The sequence below is a fragment of the Streptomyces sp. NRRL F-5727 genome (assembly GCF_000719555.1).
Classification (GTDB): domain Bacteria; phylum Actinomycetota; class Actinomycetes; order Streptomycetales; family Streptomycetaceae; genus Streptomyces.
Genome location: NZ_JOGX01000001.1, coordinates 172631 through 197992 on the forward strand (window position 1 = coordinate 172631; position 25362 = coordinate 197992).

A 25362-nucleotide genomic window follows, 5' to 3' on the forward strand; every position below is an offset into this window, starting at 1 on the left:
CGCCCGCATCCCGGCGACGTCATGCGGCGGGTCACGGTTCCCCGCCGCGCAGAGCGCTCAGCCGCCTGCGGTACTCCTCCTCGTCGATCTCACCGCGGGCCAGCCGCTCGCCGAGGATCTGTTCGGGCGTCGGCGACCCCCGCCGCACCGGACGACCCGAGGCATGGTCCAACGTGCGGAAGATCAACACGACTACGGTGATCAGCAGCCCCCAGAACAGGACCATCCCGGCCGCCATGGCGAACCAGCCCCATCCGTTCATGCCGTCCCCGTACCAGAACATCATCTCTCCTCACGCTCCCGACGGCCGGACCGGCTCGTGCAGGGCGTCCCTGCTCCCGGTCGGGCCCGCACACCTCCACGGTGTCCCGGTCGACACACCGGGGACAGGGCCGGACGGCCCCCTGCGAGGGCCGTCCGGGCAAGGAAGGGGACAAGTGGCCCCTGGGTGCGGGACACCGGCTCCCGGAAGGTGGGAAACGAGCGGAGCTCCGCGCCGACGACGCGGCCTGTCGCCCAGGAGACATCATGATCCGGAGTACCGGGAGGCCACCTCCCACGGACGCTGCCTCCCGACCGTGGCAGATGCTGCTGCTGGCCACCGTCGGGTTCACCCTCTGTTTCTGGGCATGGGCCCTCCTCGCACCGCTCGGCCCCCGGCTGCGGGACGACCTCGGTCTCAGTTCGTTCGAACAGTCCCTCGTGGTCGCCGTACCCGTGGTCGTCGGCGCGCTCGGCCGCATCCCGGCCGGGGCGCTGACCGACCGGTGGGGAGCCCGCCGGGTGTTCCCCCTCGTCGCGGCGCTCACGATTCTGCCGGTGCTGTACCTGGGGCACCTCGCCGACTCGTTGGCGCAGTTCCTCGCGGGCGGATTCCTGCTCGGTCTCGGGGGAACGGCCTTCGCCGTCGGCGTCCCCTTCGTGAACGCCTGGTACCCACCGGCGCGGCGGGGCGTCGCACTCGGGATCTTCGGCATCGGCACCGGCGGCACCGCCCTGTCGGCGTTCACCACTGTCCAGCTGACCGGCGCCCTCGGGCGCGCCTTTCCGTTCGATCTCGTGGCCGGCCTCCTCGCCGTGTACGCCCTGGTGGCCCGGTTCCTGTTCCGCGACCGTCCCGGGCGCGCGACGGCAACGGGGTCCCTGTGGTCACGCACCGCAGCGGCCATGCGCACGCCCTCGACCTGGCACCTGGCGTTCCTGTACGCCGTTTCCTTCGGCGGGTTCGTCGCCTTCAGCGTCTACCTGCCGACCTATCTGACCCGGGCCTACGAGCTCAGCCGCTCCGACGCGGCGCTGCGGACCGCCGGGTTCGTGGTCCTCGCGGTCGCCATGCGGCCGGTGGGCGGCTGGCTGTCGGACCGGGCCCACCCCGTCCCCGTACTGGCGGGCTCGTACGGACTCGTCGCCGTGTGTGCGCTCGTCGCCTCGTTCGAGGCCGAGCTGGTCCCGGTCGGCACGGTGGGCTTCCTCGGCACGGCCGCCGGCCTGGGAGCCGGGTCCGGTGCGGTCTTCGCCCTCGTCGCTCGTCTCGTTCCCGCCGAGCGGGTCGGCTCTGTGACGGGCGTGGTAGGAGCGGCGGGCGGTCTCGGCGGCTTCTTCCCGCCTCTCGTGATGGGGGCCGTCGACAGCGTCGTACACGACTACACCTGGGGTTTCGTCCTTCTGGCGGTCACTGCGGTGATCGCCGGCGCTCTGACGTCCACGGTCGTCCGGCGACGTGCGCGGGTCGCCGCTGACGCGTGACCTCACCTTGCGGCTCCGGATGGGCCGGTTGTCCCCCGACACGGGCCCGGACGGCCGTAGCCGTCCCTACCTCCCGGGGTTGGTATGGAAGGCATGAACAGCGACCGACCGCGGCTGGTCGCCACGGGAGTCCGCAAGATCTACCGGACGGGCTCGGTGGCGGTCACCGCTCTGGACGACCTTGATCTCGTGGTGCGCCACGGAGAGCTCGTGGCGGTCATGGGCCCCTCCGGTTCCGGGAAGACCACCTTGTTGAACTGCCTGTCCGGGCTCGACGACATCGACGGCGGCCGGGTGGAGATCGACGGGCATGACCTCTTCGCGATGTCGGACGCCGCGCGCACCGAGCACCGGGCCCGCACGATGGGTTTCGTCTTCCAGTCGTTCAACCTCATCCCGGTCTTCTCCGCTGTGGAGAACGTCGAGCTCCCTCTGCTGCTTGTCGGCACGCAGCCCCGCGAAGCGCGGCGCAGGGCGCTGGCCATGCTCGACCGGGTCGGACTCGCCCACCGCGTCGACCACCGACCCGCTGAGCTGTCCGGCGGTGAACAGCAGCGGGTGACCATCGCCCGCGCGCTGGCCGGGCGGCCCGCCATCGTGTGGGCGGACGAACCCACCGGCAACCTCGACAGCGCCATGGCCGACCAGGTCATGGACCTGCTGTGCGAACTCAACCGGGACGAGGGCCAGACGATCGTCCTGGTCACCCACGACAGCACCATCGGCGCACGCGTCCCCCGACTGATCCGGATGCGCGACGGACGGCTGGTCGACGACCTGACGCAGGGCGTCCCGGGCGCAGGCTCGGTCATCGACATGTCCCGGGACTGACGATGTATCCGAATCTGCTGGCCCCGCTTCTCATCGCCCTCGCGCTCGCCTTGGCGGCTCTGATGCTGGTCGCCGTCCGGCAGCCGGTCGCCCGCCGACTGGCCTTCCGCCAGCTGGCCCGACGGCGCACCGAGGCCGCACTCGTGATCGGCGGCTCGGTGCTCGGAACCGCCATCATCATCGGGGCGCTGGTCGTCGGCGACACCCTGAACTTCTCCGTCCGCCAGGAGGCGTACCGCACCCTCGGTCCCGTGGACGAGCGCGTGGTCGCCCCACCCGGCCCCGCCGGGCGCGCGGTCGCCGAACGGCTGGCGGTCCTGGAAGACGATCCCGACGTCGACGGCGTACTCGACGCTCAGGCCACGCAGTCGTCGGCCGTTTCCCGAGCCGGCGGCCAGACAATCGCCGAACCCCGCGTCCTGGCCTGGCAGATGGACTTCGAGAAGGCATCCGGCTTCGGCGCGGCAGACGGGGAGTCCGGGATCGACGGACCGGCCCCGGAGCCCGGCGAGGTCGTGATCAACACGCCACTGGCACGGTCGCTCCGTGTGGGAGCCGGGGAGCCGATCACGCTCTACCTGTTCGGCACCCCGCACACCTACCGAGTCGACCGCGTGGTGCCGGAGCGGGGTCTGGCCGGTGTGGGGCTGGGCGGCAGGCTGAACCGCGACGCCTTCCTGGCACCTGGGACGCTGGACGCGGCCGCCCGAGCCGCCGGCGCGGAGCCGCGCTCGGTCACCTTCGTCTCGAACCGCGGCGGCGTCGAGAGCGGCGACGCCCTGACGCCGCAGGTCACCTCGGACATCCGCCGGGCCCTGGGTCCGCTCGCGGCCCAGACCGCGGTCGAGACGCCCAAGCACACCGTGCTGCGCGACGCCAAGCAGGCCGGAGACTCGCTGGGTGCGCTGTTCCTCATGATCGGCAGCTTCAGCATCATCGCGGGCGCCCTGCTGCTCGTGAACATCTTCGTCATGCTGGGCGAGGAACGGAAGTCGCAGATGGGCATGGTGCGGGCGATCGGCATGAAGCGCTCGCGCCTGGTCGCGTCGTTCACGGTGGAAGGCGCCTCCTACGCCCTGCTGTCCGCTCTGCCAGGCGTGGTCATCGGTCTCGGCGTCGGCTGGGGCGTCGCCGTCGTGGCCGCGGAGATCTTCAGCGGCTGGTCGGTCGGCGGCAGCAGCATCCGGATCGCCTTCGCCGTCACGCCCACCAGCGTCCTCAACGGCCTCGCCATGGGCCTGCTCATCGCCTTCGCCGCGATCCTCGCGACCAGTGTGCGCATCAGCAGGTTCAACATCATCGCCGCCATCCGCGAGCTGCCCACGACGCCTGGCCGCGAGCCGCGTCGCCGACTGCTCGTCGCGTCCTCCGCGCTGGCGGTCCTGAGCGCGCTCGTGGCCGTTCCGGCGGTGGCGCGCAGCCAGCCCGACACGACCTACCTGATGCCGGCGCTCGCCCTCGCCTTCGCCGTCCCGGCGTTGCTGCGCTTCCTCCCCCGACACACGGTCACGACGTCCGTAGCCGGAGCGGTCCTCGCCTGGACCCTGCTGGCACCCGTGCTACGCCCGCGGATCTTCGACACGCCCTCCATGTCCGTGTACGTCATCCAGGGCGCCCTGGCGGCCTTCTCCGCGGTGGTGCTCGTCAGCGACAACCAGAAGGTGCTGCTCCGTCCCCTGCGGCGGCTCCTCGAGCGCCCTTCGGAGGCGGGACTCGCGACCCGGCTCGCGGTGGCCTATCCCCTGGCGAAACGGTTCCGTACGGGTGCCACGCTCGTGATGTACACGCTGATCGTGTTCGTGCTCGTCCTGCTGACCGAGATCTCGGGAATCCTTCGCGCCGGAGTCGACGGAGTCGTCGCCGACGCCACGGCCGGCTACACCCTCCGCCTCGATTACAACCCCCAGGTCACGAGCGAGCAGCTCATCACCGAGCTGCGGAGCGGCCCTACGGCCGCCGCGGTCTCCGCCGTCACACCGTTGCTCAACGCCGCCGGGCGGGCCACCGACCCGGGGCACCGAAGCTCCCAGCCGCTGGACGTCGCGGCAGTGGGCGTGCCGGACGGCGCGATCAGCGGCATCACCTTCCGTGAGCGACTGAGCGACCTGCCCGACGACCCGGCAGTGTGGCGGGCGCTCGCCACCGACCCTCGCTACGTGGTCATCGACGGGTTCTTCGGGAGCACCGGCGGCCCGGCCGGCGACTACTACGACCCCGGCGACACGCTGACCGTGACCGACCCGCAGACCGGCCGCAGCGAACAGAAGGTCATCGCCGGCGTACTCAGCAACGGGATGGTCTTCTACCCCGGGACCGGCGCCAGTTCGACCACGTACCCCGTCGTGATGGGAGAGCGGGGCCTGCGCGAGCTCTTCGGCGACCAGGCCCAGAACGCCTCCGCCCTCGTCAGCACGAGCCCGGGCACCTCCCCCGACACCCTGGCGACCCGGTTGCAGGGCGAACAGTTGTCGTCCAGCCTGGTCGCCACGCCGATCGCCTCCGAGATCCGCCACCAGTTCGACTCCAGCACCGCGTTCTTCCACCTCATGCAGGGCTTCCTCGCCCTGGGCCTCGGCGTGGGCATCACCGGCCTCGGCGTCGTCATGGTCCGGGCCGTACGCGAACGCCGGCGCACCATCGGCATCCTGCGGGCCCTCGGCTTCCGCGCGCGGACCGTCCAGCGGTCCTTCCTGTGGGAGAGCGCCTTCGTCGCCGTGGAGGGAATCGTGCTCGGATCGCTCCTCGGAGTGCTCACGACCTGGCTCATGTACGCCAACAGCGCGGCGTTCACGGGCCTCGAAGGCGGCTTCCCCGTCGAATGGGCCAGCATCGTCGGCCTGGCCACGGCCACCTTCGCCGCATCCCTCCTGGCCACGACAGGCCCGGCGCACCGCGCCGCCGCGATCCGTCCCGCACGGGCGGTCCGCGTCGCGGATTGACGTACGCTCCGAGCCCCAGACCGACACGTCGCCACGAGACACCGTGAGCGCGCCGCGTGTTGAGCTGCCGGGCGATGCCGTCTGCCCGGCCCCCGGCGGCGGTCGAGGTACTCGCGCCGGATCACTCCCGAGAAGCGCCACTCCCGCGACCACGGGACCCCCGGTGAAGGGGAGCGGGCCGCGCCGGCGCTGCGACGTGGACAACACCAAGGCACTCCCGCCCCACCTATACCCGCGCTTGCACATTGCACGCGCCTGCAACTATTGTCGAAGCATGCAAAGGGATCGTTCAAGTAATTCCGGGAAGGGGACAGCCATGCCCCTCGCTCTTCTCGCGCTCGCGGTCGGGGCCTTCGGCATCGGCACGACCGAGTTCGTCATCATGGGGCTGCTGCCCGAGATCGCCGCCGACTACGGGGTCTCCATCCCGACCGCCGGTCTGCTCGTCACCGGGTACGCCCTGGGTGTCGTCGCCGGCGCGCCCCTGCTCACGGTGCTCGGCACCAAGGTGAGCCGCAAGCGGATGCTCATGCTGCTCATGGGGCTCTTCGTGATCGGCAACCTGGTGTCGGCCGCCGCCCCGAGCTTCGGGCTCATGCTGACCGGCCGCGTGGTCGCCTCGCTCGCCCACGGCGCGTTCTTCGGCATCGGCTCCGTCGTCGCCGCCGAGCTGGTCGCCCCGGACAGGAAGGCCGGCGCCATCGCGACGATGTTCACCGGCCTCACCGTCGCCAACATCGTGGGCGTACCGCTCGGCACCTTCATCGGGCAGGCCGTCGGCTGGCGCACCACCTTCGCGATCGTCGCGACCCTCGGCGTGATCGGCCTCCTCGGCATCGCGAAGCTGGTCCCCGCCATGCCGCGCCCCGAGGGCGCCCGCCTGCGGGGCGAGCTGGGCGCCTTCCGCAACCCGCAGGTGCTGCTCGCGATGGCGATGACCGTCCTCGGCTTCGGCGGCGTGTTCGCCGCGATCACCTACATCGCGCCGATGATGACCGAGGTCGCCGGCTACTCCGACGGCGCCGTCACCTGGCTCCTGGTCCTCTTCGGCGTCGGCATGTTCCTCGGCAACCTGATCGGCGGACGGTACGCCGACCGCGCGCTGATGCCCCTGCTCTACGTCACCCTCGCCGGGCTCGCGGCCGTCCTCGCCCTGTTCACGGTCCTCGCCGAGGACAAGATCCTCGCCGCGATCGCGATCCTCCTCATCGGCGCGCTCGGCTTCGCCACCGTGCCCCCGCTGCAGAAGCGGGTCCTCGACCAGGCGCACGGCGCCCCGACCCTGGCGTCCGCCGTCAACATCGGCGCCTTCAACCTGGGCAACGCCCTCGCCGCCTGGCTCGGCGGCCTCGTGATCGCCGGCGGGTTCGGCTACACCTCCCCGAACTGGGTCGGCGCCCTCCTCGCCGCCGCCGCGCTCGGCCTCGCCTTCTGGTCCGCCGCGCTGGAACGCCGGGCCCCCGCGACCGCGCCGGCCGAGGCGTCCGTCACCGCCGCCCCGGCAGCCGTACACCACTGATCCCCACCTCAGCCGCACCCACCACCGCACACCCGAGGAAAGACCCCATGCACACCACCGCCACCACCCTCACCCCGCTGACCACCGCCGACGCCGAGCTCCTGGTCGCCACCGCCGCCCGTGCCGCCGAGGCCGCCGGGGTCACCGTCAGCGTCACCGTCCTGGACGCCGGCGGCCACCTGCTCGCCTTCCGCCGCGACGACCGCGCCGTGCTGATCTCCGGCGAGACCAGCACCCGCAAGGCGTACACGGCGCTCCAGCTCGACGCCCCCACCGCCGACCTCGTCGACCTGGTCAAGCCGGACGGCCCCTTCCACAGCCTGACGACCGCCCTGGACCGGCCGCTGCTCTTCATCGGCGGCGGCCTCCCCGTCCACCGCGACGGCCGCCTCGTCGGCGCCATCGGCGTCGGCGGCGGCGCCCCCGACCAGGACCACTCCTTCGCCACGGCCGCCCTCGCGGAGCTGGCCCGATGACCGGCTCCGACCCGCGGACGCGGTGAGCGCACGCTCCCGGCTACCGCTCCTCCGCCAGCCGTTCCAGGGCGGTGAGGGCCTTCTCCCAGTGCTCCGGGAGCCGGTCGGCGCCCGGGAGGGCGGCGTCGGCGAGGAAGGTGGTGTGGAGGCGGCGCCGGTGGGTGGCCCAGGCGACGAAGAGCGACTGCCCCGGCACCCGTACCGGCAGCGCGTGGACGGCCGTGGCCGGTGTGCCGTCGAAGCCGAGAGGGCGGCGGATCCGCAGGTCGGCGACCATCAGCGGGGTGTAGCGGGCGTCCACGGCCCGCCCGAGGGAGAGCTTGCCGACCCGGTACGGGAGGCGGCGCAGCACCGCTCCCTGCGCGTCGGCCAGCGCGGCGAGGCGCCCGTAGTCGACGGCCCGGGCGAGGGCGCCGAGCCGCCGGCCCGGGTCCGGTTCGCCGCAGGGCAGGTCGAGGCCGGCGACGGCGACCCGGTTGCCGAGGAGCGGGTACGGCTCCTCCGGGTCTCGGACGCCGATCCCCATGCCGGTGCGCAGTCCGCGCCCATGGCCCGGCCCGCCGGGCGCCCAGTCGTCCGGGTGCCAGGCGCGGAGGGTGTCGGCGGTGAGCGCCAGGCACAGCTGGGGGACGGTGGCGCCGAGGCGGCGGCCGAGGGCGTGGAGCCGGGCGAGCGCGGTGTCGGCGAGGGCGACGGCGGGGCGGTGGGAGGGCGGGGTGTCGAGCGCCGACCACCAGGTGTTCCGGCCCGGCGGGCGGAACTCGGGCAGGACCGCGCGCCAGCGCACCGGCCGGCGGCGGGCGAGCCCGCCCCGGACCCGGGCCGACCGGTTCTCCTCGTCGCCGAAGAGGTGCTCCAGGGTGGCGACGGCGGCGGCCCCGTCCTGGAAGGCGTGGTGGGCGCGGTAGCAGAGCCCGTAGCCCGCGCCGACCCGGCGGACGAGCCACACTCCCCACAACGGCCGGTCCCTGAGCAGGGGTTGCTGGACGGCCTCGGTGACGGCCGCCGCCGGATCGAGTGAGCCGGGTAGCTCGTACAGGTGACGTCCGGGATCGAATCCGGGGTCGGGCTCCCAGTGGGGGCGGCGGGTGGTCCCGCCCAGCCGGTAGGCCAGTTCGGGCAGGCCCGCCACGCGCCGCCCGAGCCACCGCGCCACCTGCTCGCGGGACGGCGGGGCCCCTTCCAGGGTGACGAAGCCGCCGAGGTGAAGGGCGGTGTCGCTGGGGTGCAGCGCCGCCGTGTCGAGGGAGAGCCGGTCGAGGAGGGCGAGGGGCACGGCGTCGGACCGTCGCTGAGAAACTGAAGATCGCACAGACCGCTACGATACGTCATCATGCAGTCACCCAACGTGAGTTCGACGTCAGGCGCCGTTCCCGCGCCTTTGTCGCCCGAGGCCCCGGTCGTCGGGCGGCTCCCCGACCTCCTCGACGACGCCGTGGTGGCGGCCTGGGCGGCCTCCGGTGCCCCGCTGGTCGAACTGCTGCGCACGGCCTGGGTTCCGGGACGGCTCACCGGCTTCCGGCGGGGCGGGCGGGACGCGGTCCTGGTGACCCACCCGCGCCACGTCCACCAGGTCCTCGGCGTCGGCGGCGACCGCTTCGTGAAGCGGGCCCATCGCGCCCGCCCGCTCGTCGGGAACGGCGTGATCAGCGCCGCCGGCGAGGAGTGGCGCTCCCAACGCAGGCTGCTGCAGGCTCCGTTCACCGGACGCGGGATCCAGCGCTGGGAGCACCACATCGCGGGGGCGGCGCGGGCGATCGCGGACCGGTGGGCGGAGCGGGCGCGCACCGGCGAGCCGGCGGACCTCGCCGAGGACGCGCAGTTCTTCACGGTGGACACCATCTGGCGCTCGCTCACCGATCACCCCCTCGACCCTGCGACGTACGAAGACCTGGCGGGGGTGCAGGACATCGTGGCCGCGCTCCCCGCCGACGTCGGCGGCGGGGCCGAGCTGCCGGCGCCGGCCGCCGCGGCGCTCGCCGCGCTCGACGAGCGGATGCACCGGGCGATCGCGGACGCCCGCGCCCGGCACACGGCGGGGTCCGCCGGGACCGGGCTGCTGTTCCGGCTGCTCGACGCGGCGGAGAGCGACGCCCGCTATGACGACCGGCTGATCCGCGACGAGTTGGTCACCCTCCTCGTCGCCGGCTACGAGAGCAGCGCCCGCACGCTGACCTGGGTGTTCGTCCTGCTCGACCGCCATCCGGAGGTCGCCCGGCGGGCGGCGGGCGATCCGTCGGCGATCGAGGGGGTGCTCGCGGAGACGCTGCGCCTCTACCCGACGGGGTGGCTGCTGCCCCGGCAGGCCGAGGACGACGCATGGCTGGACGGCGTACGGGTCCCGGCCGGCACGGACGTCCTCGTCTGCCCCTATCTCACCCACCGCGACCCCGGCGTATGGCCCGACCCCGACGCGTTCCTGCCCGACCGCTTCCCGCCGCGGACGCCGCCGCCCCCGGGTGCGTACCTCCCCTTCGGCATCGGTCCGCGGGCGTGCCTCGGCACCCGCTTCGCGATGCGGGAGATGGAGGTGCTGCTCGGGCTGCTCCTTCCCCGCTTCGCGATCGAGGCGGCCGCGCCGGCCGGCGAGCCCGTCTTCGGCCTGAACCTCCGGCCGGACGGCCCGTTCCTCGCCCACGTCCGCGCGCGCGGATGAGTTCCCACGCCGCACAGCGGGTGCCCGACGGCGGCGAGCGCGTGGACTTCGTCGACCCCGGAGACCGGGTGGTGGCCGGGGGCAGCCGGGACGGCCCGGCCCCGCACGGACTGCTGCGCCGGTACGCGGCGACCGTCTGCACCGACCACGCGGGCCGGGTCCTGCTCTACCGGCGCTCCTCCCGGGCCCGCGCCTACCCCGCGCACTACGACGTCCTGATCGGCGGCGCGGTGCGCGCCGGCGAGGAGTACCGGACGGCCGCGCTGCGGGAGCTGCGCGAAGAGCTCGGCTACGAGACGGCGTGCGGCCTCACCGAGGCGTACCGCCACCGGGTGGACGACCCGCACGGCGCCGCCTTCCTGACGGTCCATCAGTGGCGGGCGGACCGTGCGCCCCGGCCGGATCCCGGCGAGATCGCCTGGTGCGGGTTCGTCGCGCCCGCCACCGTGCTCGGCGACCGCTACGCGCCGCTGGTGCCGACGGGCGCGGAGGCGCTCCGCCGCCTCTTCCTCCACGCGCCCCGCTCTCCCTGATCTTCCGCACCCACTCCCGACTCCCTCAGAGGACTCATCGACATGACCTTCTGCGCGCCGCCGTTAAGCGGTGCCTCCCTCGCCGTCCCCGGTGTCCGCGGCGACTCCCCCGGGCCCGACGGCCGGGCTCTCGACCGGGCCCGGGCGCGGCTGGCCGCCCGGCTGACCACGGCCGCCGCCCCGGACGGGCTGCTCCGCGCCCCCTGCGACAGCCGCCTCCTGGAGTCGGCCCTGGCCCTGCGCCTCCTCACGGAGACGGGGGTGGACCCCGGCACCCGGGACCGGCTGGTCCGACGGTTGAAGACGGGGGTGGACGAGGGCGCACCCGATCCGTTCCAGGAGGCCGCGGCCCACGCGGCACTGGGCGAGTACGCGGACGGGGCCACCGCCCTGGAGCGACTGCTCGGCGGCTTCGCCCACTTCACCGCCGGACGCAAGCTGCTGATGTTCCGGGAGGTCCTGACCGAGCTCGGCGCCCACCCCCACACGCCCCTCGACGACCCCGCGACGGCCTTCGACGTCCGCGGCCAACAACGGTGGCTCATCACGGAGATGACCGCCCTGAAGGTCCTGCACTGCTTCCGGGCCGGCATCCCCCGTCTGGTCACGGAGGAGGACTGGTGGACGCTCGCGCCCAGCCTGCGGCCCGGCCCGCCGCCGTACGCCAACCACCTCGCCCGGCTCCTCGCCCTGCTCGCCCTGCGGCACAGCCCCCGGCACGCCGAGGCGGTCCGCCAGCGGGCCGGGGAGGTGCGGGGCTGGCTGCGCCCGGACGGCGGGGTGCCGTTCATCACCGGCATGGACGTCTTCGCGACGGCCACCGGCGGCCTCGCGCTGACCGGGGCCGGTGCCCCGGCGCACACCCTGGTGGTGCTCGCCGACGCCCTGACGGGGCAACAGAACACGGACGGCGGCTGGGGTTTCGACCGGTCCGTCGCGCAGAGCGACGTCGACGACACCACGTACTGCGTGGAGTTCCTCCGCACGGTGGCGCAGCGGGCCAGGGACGAACGGCCCGTCCTCGGGCGGGCGGTGGCGGCCGGTGAGGGCTTCCTGCTGGCCCGTCGGGGTGGAGACGGCGGCCTGCCCACCTTCGAGAAGGGGACGGACTCCGAGACGGCGATGACCGCCGCCGCCGTCCACGCGCTGGCGCCCCGGCCGGGGCTGGGGCCGGTGGTCGCGGAGGCCGTGCGGTTCCTGATCGACCGGGAGGCCGCGGGCGGCCCGTACGAGCGGAGCTGGAGCCTCAACGAGAGCAACGCCCTGTTCCGTACCGTCCTCGCCCACGACTCCTTCCGGGCCTCGGCACCGCACGACCATCCCGCGCTCGCCGCTTCGGCCCGCGCGCGGGCGCGGGCCGTCGCCCGGCTCGTCTCCACCCAGCGGCCGGACGGCGGCTGGGGGCAGGTGCCCGGAGAACCGGCCGACCCGATCAGCACGGCGTACGCGCTGATCGCGCTGGCCCGCACCCCCTCGGCCGCGGACCCCGCGCGCCGCGCCGTCCGGTACCTGCTGGAGCGCCAGCGGCCCGACGGCGGCTTCGACTCCCGACCCGATCAGGCGGGCCCGCGCCCGCTGGCGTACCACGTGCCGCTGCTGACGGACGTGTGCGTGCTGCTCGGCCTCAACCACGCGGCTGCCGCTGGGCACCGCCCCGTACATCCCACCGAGGAGACCTGATGACCTTCGAGGAACTCACCCTGCTGCTCGCCGAACTCGGCCTCGACACCGCCGGTTCGACCGCGGAGACCGGCCGCGAGGAGGCCGGTCTCGACTCCCTCCTGCTGACCGAGCTGGCGCTGGTGCTGCGCAAGGAGCGGGGCGTCTCCGTGGAAGAGGAGGAGCTGTACGCGGCCGTCACACTCGGCGACATCGAACGGCTCGTCGCGCGCGCCTCGGAGCCGGTGTGACGGCGGCGGGCGCCCGGCCCGCGGGCCGGGACCGGGGGGCGGGGATCGCCGTCACCGGGATCGGGCTCTTCACCCCGGCGGGCGCCGACCGGGCCACGACCTGGGAGGCCGTCCGCGCCGGGAAGCCGACCGGGGTGCTCGCCGGGGCGGGCGGGGTGCCGTTCGTGGCCTGCCGGGCGCCCGAACCGCCGGTGCCGGGGGGAGCGGTGTCCCGGCGTCCGGACCGGGCCGCGCTGTTCGCGCTGTGCGCGGCGGGCGAGGCGCTCGCCGACGCGGGCCTGACGGAGGCGGTCCGGGACGGTGCGCGGACCGGCGTGGTCGTCGGGACGGGCGCGGGCGGCGCGGAGACGTACGAGCGGGAGCTGGGGGCGCTGCGGGCGGACGGGCCGAAGGACCTGTCGCCGTTCGCGGTGCCGGGGGCGCTGCCGAACGGGGTGGCGGGGCAGCTCGCCGTCGAGTTCGGCCTGCGCGGACCCTCGCTCGCGGTGGCCACCGCCTGCGCGGCCGGCGCGAGTGCGCTCGGGGTCGCCGTGGACCTGCTGGCGGCCGGGCGGTGCGACGTCGTGCTCGCGGGCGGCGCGGAGGCGAGCCTGACCCCGTTCCACGTGGCGGGCTTCGACCGGCTGCGGGCGCTGTCGCACCGCTTCCACGACCCGGCCGGCGCCTCGCGCCCCTTCGACGCGGCCCGTGACGGCTTCGTCATGGGCGAAGGGGCCGGCTTCCTCGTCCTGGAGCGGGCGGCGGACGCGGCGGCCCGCGGGGCGGGGGTGAGGGCGCTGATCGCCGGGTACGGGGCGGCCTCCGACGCGCACCATGTGGTCGCGCCCCGGCCGGACGGGGCGGGCCTGCGGGCGGCGGTGCGGGAGGCGCTCGCCGAAGCGGGCCGTGAGCCGTCCGACGTCGACCTGGTGAACGCGCACGCCACCGGCACGCCGCTGGGCGACCGGGTGGAGGCGTCCGCCCTGGCCGCGCTCTTCCCGCACCGGCCGCCGGTCACGTCCACGAAGGGGGTCACCGGTCATCTCCTGGGCGCCGCCGGCGCGGTGGAGGCGGCGCTGACGGTGCTGTCGGTGGCGCACGGGACCGTGCCCCCGACGGCGAACCTCGCGGCGGCGAGCGAGGACATCACGCTGGACCTCCCGACCACCGTGCGCGCGGCCCGGATCCGTACCGCCGTGTCGACCTCGGTCGGCTTCGGCGGACACAACGTCGCCCTGGTCGTCACCGCTCCGTAGCCCCGCCGGCCGGCGCCGGCGTCTCGCGGGAAGGGCCCTCCGCCCGCCCGCGAGGCCCCGGCGCGCGGCGCGGCGCGCCGGCCGACCCGGGCCCCGCGGCGCGCGGTTGGAGATCCCCCGGGGCCTCTGAGAGGGTGGCGATCAAGCCGGTCGGGTCGAAGGGGCATCTCATGGAGAAGACGGTGGTCACGGAGATAGCGGAGCTGCTGGGCGAGCCCCGCTTCCACTGGACGGACCCTGGGCCGTGGGAGGAGATGGAGCGGGAGTTCGGGATGCGGTTCCCCGACGACTTCCGTGCGATCGTCGACGCCTACGGATCGATCCTCGTCAACGACCAGCTCTACCTCACCCACCCCGCCCGGCACCTCCTGCACAGTCTCCACTCCCACGTCCGGGACGACCTGGAGATGTGGCGCGAGGAGGACATGGCGGAGTTCCTGCCCAGCCCGGTGGGCGCGGGCCCCGGCGAGCTCATCCCGGTGGCCACCTGTGTGACCGGGGAGGCGGTCTTCCTGTGCGTGCCCGACGACGACGCGGCGAAGTGGCGCGTCGTGGTGCAGGAGTTCGACAGTCCGGCGTGGACGCTCTACGAGCTGACCTTCCGCGAGTGGCTGCTCGCCTACCTCAAGGGCAGGGACGTCACGGTCTGCGTCCGCGACCGCGCGCCCGACGGTCCGTTCTACGAGTTCCTGCCCGGCGGACCGGAGTGAGCGGACGCCCTCCGGACCGGGGGCGTGCAAATTCGCTGGTCGGAGTGGCTGTTCGCGCTGAAGAATGAGCCTCCTCGCAACGGGAGGGAATCCAATGAGCCAGGCGTACCTGACTCTCGACGCGCTGCTGCCGCCCCAGGAGCTGGCCGCCGCCATCGATGCCGGGCATGTGACCCGCAAGTCGCATCCGGAGCTGCCGCTGTCCATCTACACGTACACGCGCAGCTGTCAGTACGAGGCCGTCTGGACCAGCGTCACCACCCGCTGCCGCGGTCTCGTCGCCGACGACCGCACGGGCCGGATCGTCGCGCTTCCGCTGCCGAAGTTCTTCAACGTCTCCGAGCACGAGTCGGGCCGCCCCTACGCGCCCGCGCTGCCCGACGAGCCGTTCGAGGTGTACGAGAAGGTCGACGGGAGCCTCGGTCTGGTCTTCCACTACGAGGGGCGCTGGCGGGTCGCGTCCAAGGGCTCCTTCATCAGCGCGCAGGCCACCTGGGCGCAGCGCCGTCTGGACGCCGCCGACACCGCGCGGCTGGTGCCCGGGGTGACGTACCTCATGGAGATCGTCTACCCCCAGAACCGGATCGTCGTGGACTACGGCGACCGGCGGGACCTCGTGCTGCTCGCCGCGTTCGGGGCCGACGGCACGGAACTCGGCCTGGCCGAGGCCGCACCCGCGTGGGAGGGCATCGGGTCGGTCGTGACCGTGCACCCGCCCATGCCGCTCGACGCGCTCGTGAAGCTCACCGAGACGAACACGCTGCCCGACGGCGCCGCCGCGACCGGCACCGACGCCGAGGGCTTCGTGCTGCGCTTCGCGTCCGGGGTGCGCGCCAAGGCCAAGCTCACGGAGTACGTGCGGCTCCACAAGGTCCTGACCGGGGTCACCGAGCGCGACATCTGGCGCGGCCACGGCGTCCAGCGCTTCGCCGGCACGTCGGCCAAGCGTCTCGCCCAGGGCCTCGGCCTGTCCGTCGCGGAGCTCGGCGGCATCCGTTCGCAGGGCGGGCGTCCGCTGGACGCGCTCCTGGAGCAGGTGCCGGACGAGTTCGACGCCTGGGTGCGGTCCGTCATCGCGGGTCTGGAGGAGGCGTTCGCCGCCCGTGAGCGCGCCATCGACGAGGCGTACGCGCGGCTCGCCCCGCTGGCCGGCGACCGGGGGGCGTTCGCCCGGGCAGTGAAGCGGCTGCCGGACCCGGCGCTGCGCTCGGCCATGTTCCTGCGCCTCGACGGCCGCCCCACGGACCTGTTCGTGTGGCGTAGCCTCCGTCCCGAGACCGCCGACCCCTTCACCACCGACGAGGAGAACTGACCGTGCCCGTGGTCCACGTGATGACCGGACTGCCGGCCTCCGGCAAGACGACCGCCGCCCGCGCCCTGCAGGAGCGCTCCGAGGGCCGGATGCGCCGGGTCAACCTCGACGACCTGCGGAGCATGCTCGACCTGCCGAGCGGTGACCGCCGCTCGCGCGCCCACGAGCAGACCGTGCTCGACATCCAGGACGTCGCCCTGCGCACCGCCGTCGACGACGGCTTCGACGTGGTCGTCGACAACACCCATCTCACACCGCACGTGCCGCGCCGCCTGAAGGCGGCCCTCGCCGGCCGCGAGGCCACCTTCGTCGTGCACGACTTCACCGCCGTGCCCGTCGACGAGTGCGTGCGCCGGGACGCGGCCCGCGAGAGGCCCGTCGGCGAGGAGATCATCCGCATCCTCGCCGAGAAGCACGCCAAGGCCACCCGCGGCGGCTGGCGGCTCACCGACGACTGGCTCAACGACCGGCCCGCGGTCACCCCGTACGTCCCCGACGCGGCGCTGCCGTCGGCCGTCCTGTGCGACATCGACGGCACGCTCGCGCTGCGCGGCGACCGCGGCCCGTACGACTTCACCCGCTGCGACCTGGACCTGCTCAACGTCCCGGTCCGCGAGGCGCTGCGTGCCTTCCGCGCCGCGCACCGGGACCGGATCGTGCTGCTCTCCGGCCGCAGCGAGGACCACCGGCCGCTGACCGAGGCATGGCTGGAGCGGTACGAGGTGCCGTACGACGAGCTGTGGATGCGCGCCTCCGGCGACGGCCGCTCCGACGACGTCGTGAAGGCCGAACTGTTCGACGCGCACATCCGCCTCCGCTACGCGGTGCGGGTGTCGCTCGACGACCGGGACCGGGTGGTCGCGGTGTGGCGCCGGATGGGCCTGCCGACCTGGCAGGTCAACTACGGCAACTTCTGATCCGTCCGGGGCTGCCGGGTCACCTGGCCGGCAGCCCCGCCGCCGGGGTCCGCGCCCTCCTGCCGACACCTTCGTGGACGCGTCCCGGCCGGGCGACGGCAACCGGAGCCCCGCGGCGACGGTCGCGCGTCCGGCGGCGATGCCGGGGGGCTCCTAGGATGGCGGGCATGGCGACACGACTCGTGCAGATCAACATGAAGGCCCATGACGACGCCGCGCTCGGTCGGTTCTGGGCGGAGGTGCTCGGGTGGGGCGTCGACAGCGAGGCGCCCGGTGTGACCAACCTCGAACCCGAGGGCTTCACCTACCCGGACCCCGCGGCCGTCTGCATCGATCTCGTCGCGAGCCCGGAGCCAAAGACGGTCAAGAACCGCGTGCACCTCGATCTGGCCACCACCTCGCCCGCCCATCACGAGGAGCTGGTCGCACGCCTGAAGGACCTCGGTGCGACGCTCGCCGACGTGGGGCAGGGTGACGTTCCCTGGACCGTCATGGCCGACCCCGAGGGCAACGAGTTCTGCGTCCTGGAGCCCCGTCCGGTCTACCGGGACACGGGGCCGATCGCCGCCGTCGTGGTCGACTGCGCGGACCCGCGGGAGATGGCCCGGTTCTGGGGCGAGGCGATGGACTGGACGGTGCACGAGGTCACCGACGACCAGGCGACCATGCGCTCCGCCCAAGGCGTCGGCCCCTACCTGGAGTTCATCCGCACGCCCGACGCCAAGAGCGGGTGGAACCGCGTCCACCTCGACGTCCGCCCCTACCCTGGTGACGACCTGGCCGCGGAGGAGGCCCGGCTGCGCGCCCTGGGGGCCACCGCCCCGGACTTCGATCGGTCCGCGATCCACTGGACGGTTCTGGCGGACCCGGAAGGCAACGAGTTCTGCCTCCTCAGCCCCAGCTGACGTCGAGGAAACGACTCCGGCCGGTCTTCTCCGTGACCCGCCGAGGAGGGGACGGTCGTCATGACACAACCGATCACGCCGCAGCCGGGCGAGCCGCGACAGACGAAGCCGGTGAAGCCGCACCCGCTCTTCGCCCGCTTCTACGCCCGGCTCGCCGGCCCGGCACTGGAGCGGGCGGGCATCGCCGCACACCGGCGGCGGCTTGTCGCCGGCCTCTCCGGGGAGGTGATCGAGATCGGCGCGGGCAACGGTCTCAACTTCCCGTACTACCCACCGGAGGTGACCCGGCTCGTCGCCGTCGAGCCGGAACCGAACCTGCGCGCCCTGGCCCGGGAGCGGAGCGGGCGCGTACCCGTCCCCGTGGACGTGTGCGACGCCCGTGCCGAGCGCCTTCCCTTCCCCGACGCCTCCTTCGACGCGGCCGTCGTGTGCCTCGCGCTGTGTTCCATCGCCGACCCGCACGCGGCGCTCGTCGATCTCCACCGGGTCCTCCGGCCCGGTGGACGGCTGCGGTTCTTCGAGCACGTGCAGGCGGACACCCCCGCGATGCGAGGCGTCCAGCGTGTTCTCGACGCCACCGTCTGGCCGCGGCTGATGGGCGGCTGCCACACCGGCCGCGACACCCTGCGGACCATCACCACGGCCGGCTTCCGCGTGACGACGGTCGACCGCTTCGACTTCCCGCCGAGCAGGATCCCGCTGCCCGCGGGCACGCACATCCTCGGCACCGCCGTACGCGACGACGGCGCAGGACGCTAGCCGCAGGTCAGCTTCGGTCCCGGCAGCATCCCGCCCGTGTAGAGGGTCTGGCCGTCCGGCATCCAGTAGCCGAGCTTCGAGACCACGGTGGAGCACGTGGAGCCCACGGTGACGCGGACCGTCACCTGCTCCGGGTTGCCGGGCTGGAGGGTGGTGAGGGCGCAGTCCAGGGCGTGCCGGAGCCGGGTCCTCGCAGGGGAGCGGCCGACGAGCGGGTTGACGCAGCGTGCGTCGTCGGTGGCGAGGCGTACGCCGGACTCCTCCTCGCCGATCAGGCCGAAGCGCGCGCTGCCGTCGCCCTCGTCGCTGTCGCGGCGGATCGTGTAGGTCAGGGTGGTCGTGGCGCCCCGGCGGAGCGTCGAGCGGTCGACGGTGATGGCGTGGGTGGGTTTCGCCTGGGGCGTGGTCAGGGTCAGGGTGGTGTGGACGGTGCCCTGGAGGTCGACGCCGCCCGGTGTGGAGCGGACGCGTACCGTGGCCGTGAGGTCGTACGTACCGGGGCCGGGGTACTCGGCCGCGCCGGGCAGCCTCCCGGCGAGCGTCGTACCGGCGTGCCGGGCCGTCCAGGTGCCGGTGGTGCGGCAGCCGTGGCCGGCCGGGGAGCCGTTCCGTCCGCAGACGGCCGCCGCCGAGACGGTCAGGCGCGGGTGGCCGCCGTCCGCGCACAGGCTGACCGTGGCGTGTCGGCCGTCCGCTCCCCGCAGCGTGCCCGCGACCGCGCACAGCGTGCCCGGCTCCTCGGGTCCCGGGGCCGGCGCGACGGGCGGCCGGCTCCAGGCCGGGGCCACGAGCCCCAGGGACAGCAGTGCCACCGCGGCGGTGGCGCTCCACACAGTCGGACGTGCCGGCAACGAGTCCTCCGAAGCAGACGTCGACCGGCCGGGCACCGGTCGCCTGCGCCGATGGTGGACCGGCGTACGACCGCCGGACGGGTCCCACGCCGGGCGGTCACCTCAAGGGGCCAGGCGCCCGGCGCAGGTGCCGGTCCGATGCGCGGCGGCCGGCCTCACGATCTTTCTCGGCTGGGGTGCAACCGTCGCCGCCCGGGGCGCGTGACGTGGGGGTGAGGCGTTCACGAGACGCCGTCCGTCACGGGGCACGCGGGCATCGCTCCGCGCGGCCCGTCCGAGAGGACCAGGAGCCGTTCCATGTCCGACACGATCACGCTGCGCCCCGTCACCGCCGACGACCTCGACGTGTGGGAGCGGGAGTTCAGCGGGCCGGAGGGCTGGGGCGCCCATCAGTGGTTCGGCTTCCAGTCGACGGGCGACCTGCGCCGCCGGTTCGCGGAGACCGGCCTCCTCGGTCCCGACGGCGGGGTGCTCTCCGTCGTCGAGGGGGACGTGACGGTGGGCAGGGTGAAGTGGTTCCCCGGCACCTGGGGGCCGGCCGACCTGACCAACTGGAGCCTGGCGATCGGCCTCGTGCCCTCCGCCCGCGGCCGAGGCATCGGCACGACGGCCCAACGGCTCCTGGTGGAGTACCTGTTCGCGCACACGAGGGCCGACCGGATCCAGGCGTGGACGGACGTGGCCAACCTCGCGGAACAGCGCGCACTGGAGAAGGCCGGCTTCGTGAAGGAGGGCGTGCTGCGCTCCGCGGTGTGGCGCGACGGGCGCTGGAACGACCTCGCGATCTACTCCACGCTCCGGTCCGAGCGGGGCGGGGACGCGGCGTGAACCACGACCGTGTACGCGAGGCGTTCCGCCGGGAGTCGGAAGCGCTCACCGAGGCCGTGTCGGGCCTCTCCGAGGCCGAGTGGAACCTCCCGACGCGCTGCGCGCCTTGGGTCGTACGCGAACTGCTGGGCCACGTCACGGTCGTGATCGACTGGCTTCCGGCGATGCTGGACGCCCCCGCACCCGCCGAGGCCGACATCTCCGCGACGGAGTACTACCGCCCGGACGACCGCTTCTCGCCGCGCACCAACGGCACGCGGATCGCGCTGGCCCAGGACCGTGCGGCCCGGTCGGCGGACGGCGCCGCCTTCGCCGCGGACTTCGCCGCGACCTGGTCACGAGCCGACCGCAGGTGCCGGGACCAACCGGCCGGGCGGACCGTCCGGACGCGCCACGGCGACGCGATGCTCCTGTCGGAGTTCCTGCTGACCCGCGTGGTGGAGGTCGCCGTCCACGGCCTCGACCTGGCCGACGCGCTCGGACGCGCCCCCTGGCTGACGCCACCGGCCGGCGAGGCCGTGACCGAACTCCTGCTCGGCCCCGGACACGCCGCGGCCCTCGACGAGCTGGGCTGGAGCCGCCCACGTCTCCTGCGCAAGGCCACCGGCCGCGAACCTCTGGACGAGCCGGAGACCGAGCTGGTCGAACGGCTCGGGATCCGGTGGCTCGCCCTGGGGTGACCCGGCCGGGCGTCTGGTCTGCGGAGCACGGCGTCCGCCTCAGCGGCGCCGGCGGCCCACAGTTCGACGATCCGGCTCATGTCCCCCGCCTTTCCCGTGTGCACGCTGTCCGTGACGGGTCCTCGCCGGAGCGGTCTCCGCGCAGGACGGGTTGTCAGTGCCCCGTGGCAGGGTGTCCGTGGACGGAGGAACCGTCCGCGAAAGGCCCCGACCAGGGAGATGGACGTGAACGATCCCGGCAGCAGCCAGGCCGGCCGCCGTGTGCGGCGGGGGCGCTCGGACCTGGCCGAGATCTCGGCCTGGTGGCGGGGGCTCGGCGGTGACGGGTTCGTGGTGCTGCCGCCGCCGGGGCGCGGTCGGTACACGCAGTCGGACGGGCATGAGGACGCCGCCGAGCTCGTCGCGGCTCGGGGTCTCGGCGGGCCCGTCTCCTTCGCGTACTGGCACTGGCAGTCGCATGGGCGGGCCTTCGACCGGTCCGGTGTCCTGACGGGCGAGCTGCTGCTCCACTGGGGCGGTGACCACGCGGTCGTCGCCGCCGGGCTCGGCGCGGGGCCGGCCGGCTTCCGTGTCGTCGACGGCGGGCCGCAGGGCGCGTTCCGGCTGGACCGGATCACGCGGCGGGGCGACGACGGGCTGCCCGATCCGGCGGACCCGGACGGCGTACGGCAGTTCCTCGCCGCGCTCGACGAGCCGGTGCGTCGCGGCGCGGTCCACCCTCAATACCGGCCCTTGTCCCCTGGTGAATCCGGGTGGCTGCACGAGCGGCTCGACGGCGCTGCGGACCTCGCGGACGCGACCCGTTTCGCGATCGCGCTGGAGCGGCGCGACGGGCTGACCTCCGACCAGGCGGTACGGCTCCACCGCGCGTGGGCGGAGGAGTACGACGGGCGGCTCGTTCGGTGGACGGGGTGGCGGGAGCTGCTCCACGCCCTCCTGCGCCACGGTCGCGAGGAGGCGTGGGACACCGTCGCGGCCCTCGGTCCGCCGGCGGCGGGCGTCGTGGCCGAGGTGCCGTCCGAGCGGGGGCTGGAGGTCGTGCGGGCGTACGCGCTCACCGGCGTCCCGGGCGCGGTCTACGCCTGGCTGAAGCTGCAGCGGGCGCTGCGCGAGCCCGACGCGGTGCAGGCGGTGATCGCCCTCGCGGCGGAACTCGACGCCCATGACGCGCCGGAGGCCGCCCTGCGGGCGCTGGCGGCGGCGCTGACCGGAGCGGTCACGGCCGACTGGCGCCGGGAGACCGGCACGGACGCCTTCGCCGGCCGGTCCTACGCCGCGCTCCTGGCCGTCCGCTTCGCCACCGACGATCGGCTGCCGCGCGCCCTGCGGGTCCTCTTCGCCCAGACCGCGCGCGACCACGTGGACCTCGTACGCGAGGCAGCCCTCCGCGCCGAGCCCGCCGCACTCCCCGGAACCGCGCACGGAGCGGACACCGACCCTCCGACCACCACCGCCACCGCATACGTCACCGATCGGGCCGACGTCCTGGCCGCGATCGAGCGTTACGAGGCCGCCCGCGACGGGCTGCTGTCCGGCAGCGGCCCCGACCTGACCGCTCCCGAAGGCGTCCTGAAGCGGGTGTGGCACCGGTACCGCACCCTCACCGAGGGCGACGTGCGCTGGCTGCGGGAGCGGATCGCGGACCCGGACACCGGCCTGCAGGGGCTCGGGTTCTGCCTCGAACTGCTCTACGCCCACGGTTTGGCAGGTCCGGCCGAGGTCGAGGCGCTGCTGCCGCGCCGGATGAAGGACCTCGCCAAGAAGTACCCGACCACGTACACCGAATGGCGCCACCCCCTCGTCACCCTCACCTGCCTCGCCCTCGACCTGGGGCACCCGGCGGCCGGGAAGCTGCTCACCTGGTGGGACGGCGCCCGCCCGGTCTGGAAGAACGAGCTGCGGCTCCTCACCCACCTCGGTGCGCCCGACGAGGCGAAGGCCGCCGCGCTGTGGGAGTTCGTGACCTCCCGCGCCCATGACGTGGGCCAGTTGACGACGTGGGTGCTGGTCCGCGCCCGCCTCGACGGGGAGCACCCCCTCGTCGTGGCCGACCGGCTCCTCGGCACGCCCGGCGTTCATGAGCACAAGCTCCGCCAGGTGCTCGTCGGCGTCGCCGACCCGGGGCAGCCGCTGTGGCACTACGCCGTCGACGTCCGCAGCCGGGGGTGGTGGCAGCGCGCCCAGGAGGTCGCCGAGCACCCCGGTCTCTCCCCCGCCGCCCGCGCGATCGGCGTGCGGACGGCGCGCGAGCACTTCCTCGTCCGTCACCCGGACCAGCTGGAACCGGCGCCGACCGAGGCCGAGCGGGCCGCCGCCCTGGAGTGGACACGCCGTCACGACGGCAGCTGACGGATGCGCGCGGCCTCCTCACCCGTGGGGGTGGAGCGCCGCCGTCCAGTAGGCGCAGTGCGGCCCGTCGGGGGCCGGGGGCCCGTCGCCGTCGCAGAAAGCTGTGGTCCCCAGGATCCGACGGACGGAGTGGTCTCGCATGTCCCTGAAATCCCCATGGCCCCGGGCCGGACGCGCGGGCGCGGTGGGCGCCACGGCGCTGGCGCTCGTCCTCGGCCTGCCCGCGGTGGCGACGGCCGCGCCCGGCGATCTGGACCCGACCTTCGACAACGACGGCCGGGTGGTCACCGACCTGGGCGGGTACGCGGGGGCCGAGGGCATGGTCATCCAGCCCGACGGGAAGATCGTCACCCTCGGGTACAGCTACACCACGGAGACCTCCGGGGACTTCACGCTGACGCGGTACAACACCGACGGCGCCCTGGACCCGACCTTCGGTGGTGACGGTATCGTCACCACCGACTTCGTCGGCGCCAACAACGACGAGGGCCGCGGTCTGGCCCTCCAGCCCGACGGGAAGATCGTCGCGGTGGGCGGGTCCACCGACTGGGGCGGCAACGGCGCGTGGGCGGCGGCCCGTTACCTCCCCGACGGCAGCCTCGACCCGACCTTCGGCGAGGGCGGGAAGGTCCTCACCGAGATCGACGTCGACGCGATCGAGACGGCCGAGTCGGTGGTGGTGCTGTCCGACGGCAGGATCGTCGCCGGCGGGTCGAGCAACGGCGTGTGGTCGCTGGTGCGCTGGGACGCCTCCGGCGTCCCCGACCCGGCCTTCGACGGCGACGGCCGCGTCACCACCTCCTTCGGCGCCGGCTGCTGTCAGGGGGTCAGCGACCTGGTGGCGCAGGCCGACGGCCGGATCGTCGCCGTCGGCCACGCCGGTGGCCTGGCCCTGACCCGCTACCTCGACAACGGCAGCCTCGACACGAGCTTCGACGGCGACGGGCGGGTCACCACCGGGCTCGGCACCGGTTCCGGAGTGGAGCTCCAGTCCGACGGGCGGATCGTCGTCACCGGCAAGGAGGGCAACTCCTTCCTGGTGGCCCGGTTCACCGCCGGCGGCGCCCCGGACCCGAGCTTCGACGGCGACGGCCGGGTCCTCACCTCCTTCGGGCCCGAGGACGGCGGCGCGACGGACATCGCCCTCCAGTCCGACGGCCGGATCGTCGCGGCCGGCACCTACGCCGGCGACTTCGCCCTGGCCAGGTACAACACCGGCGGCAGTCTCGACCCGGACTTCGGCGGCGACGGGAAGGTGACCACCGACTTCGGGGGCCCCTCGGACGCCGCCGCGCGCGTCGCGCTGCAGAGCGACGGCAAGATCGTCGCCGCCGGGCTCGCCGGTACCGCCTACAGCTTCGACGCCCACCGTGGTCTGGCCCGGTACCTGGGCGGGGGCGGCATCGAGCCGCCGGCCGGTGTGGACGTGTCGGTGACGAAGGCCGGGCCGAGCGCGGTCAGCATCGGCGACACCGCCACGTACACCGTCCGCGTGACGAACAACAGCACCTCGACCTCGGCGACGAACGTGCAGCTCGTCGACACCCTGACGGGCACGGCGACCATCCTGTCCGCCACCACCGACCGGGGCACCTGCACGACCGTCCCGGGCCGGGTCACCTGCGCGATCGGCACCCTCGCCCCGACCGGCAGCCCCTCCGGTTCCACCGCCACGGTGACGATCGTCGCCGAGCCCTCCCGGACCGGGACCCTCACCGACACGGCGACCGTCACCGCCGCACAGAGCGACCCGACACCGGGCAACAACACCGCGACCCGTAGCACCACGGTGAGCAACACCCGCGGCTGCACGATCATCGGGACCAGCGGCGCCGACACCCTCAACGGCACGTACGGCGGTGACGTGATCTGCGCGCTCAGCGGCAACGACACCGTGAACGCGGGCTTCGGCAACGACACCGTCCACGCCGGACCGGGCAACGACCGGGCGGACGGCAGCTACCACAACGACACCCTCGTCGGAGGCCCGGGCGCCGACACGCTCCTCGGCAACTACGGCAACGACTCGCTGAACACGGTGGACGGGGTAGCCGGGAACGACACCGCGAACGGCGGCCTCAACACGGACACCTGCACCACGGATCCGTCCGACGTCCGCATCAGCTGCCCCTGACCGGCCGACGGCACGCCCCTGGCGGACGGCGCGCGGGCGCCGTCCGTCGGGGGCCGCCCCGAACCCGCTTGC

General features: G+C 74.1%; 22 protein-coding genes. 19 read left to right on the plus strand and 3 right to left on the minus strand.

The window, feature by feature from the left end:
- Nucleotides 1–31 precede the first annotated feature (31 nt).
- Nucleotides 32–286: an SHOCT domain-containing protein gene (locus tag IF73_RS0100900; RefSeq protein WP_031002309.1), complete on the minus strand. Its 255-nt coding sequence runs from the start codon at nt 284–286 to the stop codon at nt 32–34.
- Nucleotides 287–528: 242 nt separating this feature from the next.
- Between IF73_RS0100900 and IF73_RS0100905 the strand changes: the two genes are divergently transcribed.
- From IF73_RS0100905 to IF73_RS0100925, 5 genes are all read left to right on the plus strand, one after another.
- Complete coding sequence (locus IF73_RS0100905; protein WP_031002310.1) at nt 529–1746, plus strand: MFS transporter; 1218 nt, start codon at nt 529–531, stop codon at nt 1744–1746.
- 93 nt (nt 1747–1839) lie between these two features.
- On the plus strand, nt 1840–2577 hold the full coding sequence (locus IF73_RS0100910) for an ABC transporter ATP-binding protein (RefSeq protein WP_051716452.1): 738 nt from the start codon (nt 1840–1842) through the stop codon (nt 2575–2577).
- Nucleotides 2578–2579: 2 nt separating this feature from the next.
- On the plus strand, nt 2580–5516 hold the full coding sequence (locus IF73_RS0100915) for an FtsX-like permease family protein (RefSeq protein ID WP_031002312.1): 2937 nt from the start codon (nt 2580–2582) through the stop codon (nt 5514–5516).
- Between the two features lie 316 nt (nt 5517–5832).
- Nucleotides 5833–7035, plus strand: a complete 1203-nt coding sequence (locus tag IF73_RS0100920; protein ID WP_031002313.1) for an MFS transporter — start codon at nt 5833–5835, stop codon at nt 7033–7035.
- 47 nt (nt 7036–7082) lie between these two features.
- A complete protein-coding gene (locus IF73_RS0100925; RefSeq protein ID WP_031002314.1) occupies nt 7083–7511 on the plus strand; it encodes a GlcG/HbpS family heme-binding protein in 429 nt (142 codons plus the stop codon).
- A 40-nt stretch (nt 7512–7551) separates the two neighbouring features.
- On the opposite strand, the gene IF73_RS0100930 is transcribed toward IF73_RS0100925, so the two are convergent.
- Nucleotides 7552–8787 (minus strand): wax ester/triacylglycerol synthase domain-containing protein, encoded by a 1236-nt coding sequence (locus tag IF73_RS0100930; RefSeq protein WP_031002315.1) that lies wholly within the window; start codon nt 8785–8787, stop codon nt 7552–7554.
- A 57-nt stretch (nt 8788–8844) separates the two neighbouring features.
- Here IF73_RS0100930 and IF73_RS0100935 point away from each other — a divergent pair, with 57 nt between their 5' ends.
- The 10 genes from IF73_RS0100935 to IF73_RS0100980 all read left to right on the plus strand — a co-directional run bounded on the left by IF73_RS0100935 (nt 8845) and on the right by IF73_RS0100980 (nt 18448).
- Nucleotides 8845–10167: a cytochrome P450 gene (locus IF73_RS0100935; RefSeq protein ID WP_078867879.1), complete on the plus strand. Its 1323-nt coding sequence runs from the start codon at nt 8845–8847 to the stop codon at nt 10165–10167.
- Nucleotides 10164–10700, plus strand: a complete 537-nt coding sequence (locus IF73_RS0100940) for an NUDIX domain-containing protein (protein WP_031002319.1) — start codon at nt 10164–10166, stop codon at nt 10698–10700. Before IF73_RS0100935 ends, IF73_RS0100940 begins: the two co-directional genes overlap by 4 nt.
- A gap of 42 nt (nt 10701–10742) precedes the next feature.
- Nucleotides 10743–12380 (plus strand): prenyltransferase/squalene oxidase repeat-containing protein, encoded by a 1638-nt coding sequence (locus IF73_RS0100945; RefSeq protein ID WP_051716454.1) that lies wholly within the window; start codon nt 10743–10745, stop codon nt 12378–12380.
- Nucleotides 12380–12610, plus strand: coding sequence for a phosphopantetheine-binding protein (locus IF73_RS0100950; protein ID WP_031002324.1), 231 nt, complete (start codon nt 12380–12382; stop codon nt 12608–12610). The genes IF73_RS0100945 and IF73_RS0100950 overlap by 1 nt, the downstream gene beginning before the upstream one ends.
- Nucleotides 12607–13845 carry a beta-ketoacyl-[acyl-carrier-protein] synthase family protein gene (locus IF73_RS0100955; RefSeq protein WP_107049171.1) on the plus strand — a complete coding sequence of 413 codons (1239 nt, stop codon included), beginning with the start codon at nt 12607–12609 and terminating at the stop codon, nt 13843–13845. The genes IF73_RS0100950 and IF73_RS0100955 overlap by 4 nt, the downstream gene beginning before the upstream one ends.
- A 170-nt stretch (nt 13846–14015) precedes the next feature.
- Nucleotides 14016–14555 carry an SMI1/KNR4 family protein gene (locus IF73_RS0100960; RefSeq protein ID WP_031002327.1) on the plus strand — a complete coding sequence of 180 codons (540 nt, stop codon included), beginning with the start codon at nt 14016–14018 and terminating at the stop codon, nt 14553–14555.
- A 94-nt stretch (nt 14556–14649) separates the two neighbouring features.
- Complete coding sequence (locus IF73_RS0100965) at nt 14650–15867, plus strand: RNA ligase (protein ID WP_031002329.1); 1218 nt, start codon at nt 14650–14652, stop codon at nt 15865–15867.
- Between the two features lie 2 nt (nt 15868–15869).
- Nucleotides 15870–16784 (plus strand): AAA family ATPase, encoded by a 915-nt coding sequence (locus IF73_RS0100970; protein ID WP_234338123.1) that lies wholly within the window; start codon nt 15870–15872, stop codon nt 16782–16784.
- A gap of 167 nt (nt 16785–16951) precedes the next feature.
- Nucleotides 16952–17689, plus strand: a complete 738-nt coding sequence (locus IF73_RS0100975) for a VOC family protein (RefSeq protein WP_031002333.1) — start codon at nt 16952–16954, stop codon at nt 17687–17689.
- A 60-nt stretch (nt 17690–17749) separates the two neighbouring features.
- On the plus strand, nt 17750–18448 hold the full coding sequence (locus IF73_RS0100980; protein WP_051716455.1) for a class I SAM-dependent methyltransferase: 699 nt from the start codon (nt 17750–17752) through the stop codon (nt 18446–18448).
- Here IF73_RS0100980 and IF73_RS0100985 read toward each other — a convergent pair.
- A complete protein-coding gene (locus IF73_RS0100985) occupies nt 18445–19260 on the minus strand; it encodes a hypothetical protein (protein ID WP_234338124.1) in 816 nt (271 codons plus the stop codon). The genes IF73_RS0100980 and IF73_RS0100985 overlap by 4 nt on opposite strands.
- 336 nt (nt 19261–19596) lie before the next feature.
- Here IF73_RS0100985 and IF73_RS0100990 point away from each other — a divergent pair, with 336 nt between their 5' ends.
- The 4 genes from IF73_RS0100990 to IF73_RS0101005 all read left to right on the plus strand — a co-directional run bounded on the left by IF73_RS0100990 (nt 19597) and on the right by IF73_RS0101005 (nt 25290).
- Entirely contained in the window at nt 19597–20127 is a 531-nt protein-coding gene (locus IF73_RS0100990; RefSeq protein WP_031002339.1) for a GNAT family N-acetyltransferase, read from the plus strand.
- Nucleotides 20124–20807, plus strand: coding sequence for a maleylpyruvate isomerase family mycothiol-dependent enzyme (locus tag IF73_RS0100995; protein WP_031002342.1), 684 nt, complete (start codon nt 20124–20126; stop codon nt 20805–20807). The genes IF73_RS0100990 and IF73_RS0100995 overlap by 4 nt, the downstream gene beginning before the upstream one ends.
- A gap of 219 nt (nt 20808–21026) precedes the next feature.
- The gene (locus IF73_RS0101000; protein WP_051716457.1) at nt 21027–23156 is read left to right on the plus strand and encodes a hypothetical protein; all 2130 of its coding nucleotides are present in this window, start codon (nt 21027–21029) and stop codon (nt 23154–23156) included.
- A 139-nt stretch (nt 23157–23295) separates the two neighbouring features.
- Nucleotides 23296–25290 (plus strand): DUF11 domain-containing protein, encoded by a 1995-nt coding sequence (locus IF73_RS0101005; RefSeq protein ID WP_031002346.1) that lies wholly within the window; start codon nt 23296–23298, stop codon nt 25288–25290.
- Nucleotides 25291–25362: the final 72 nt, after the last annotated feature.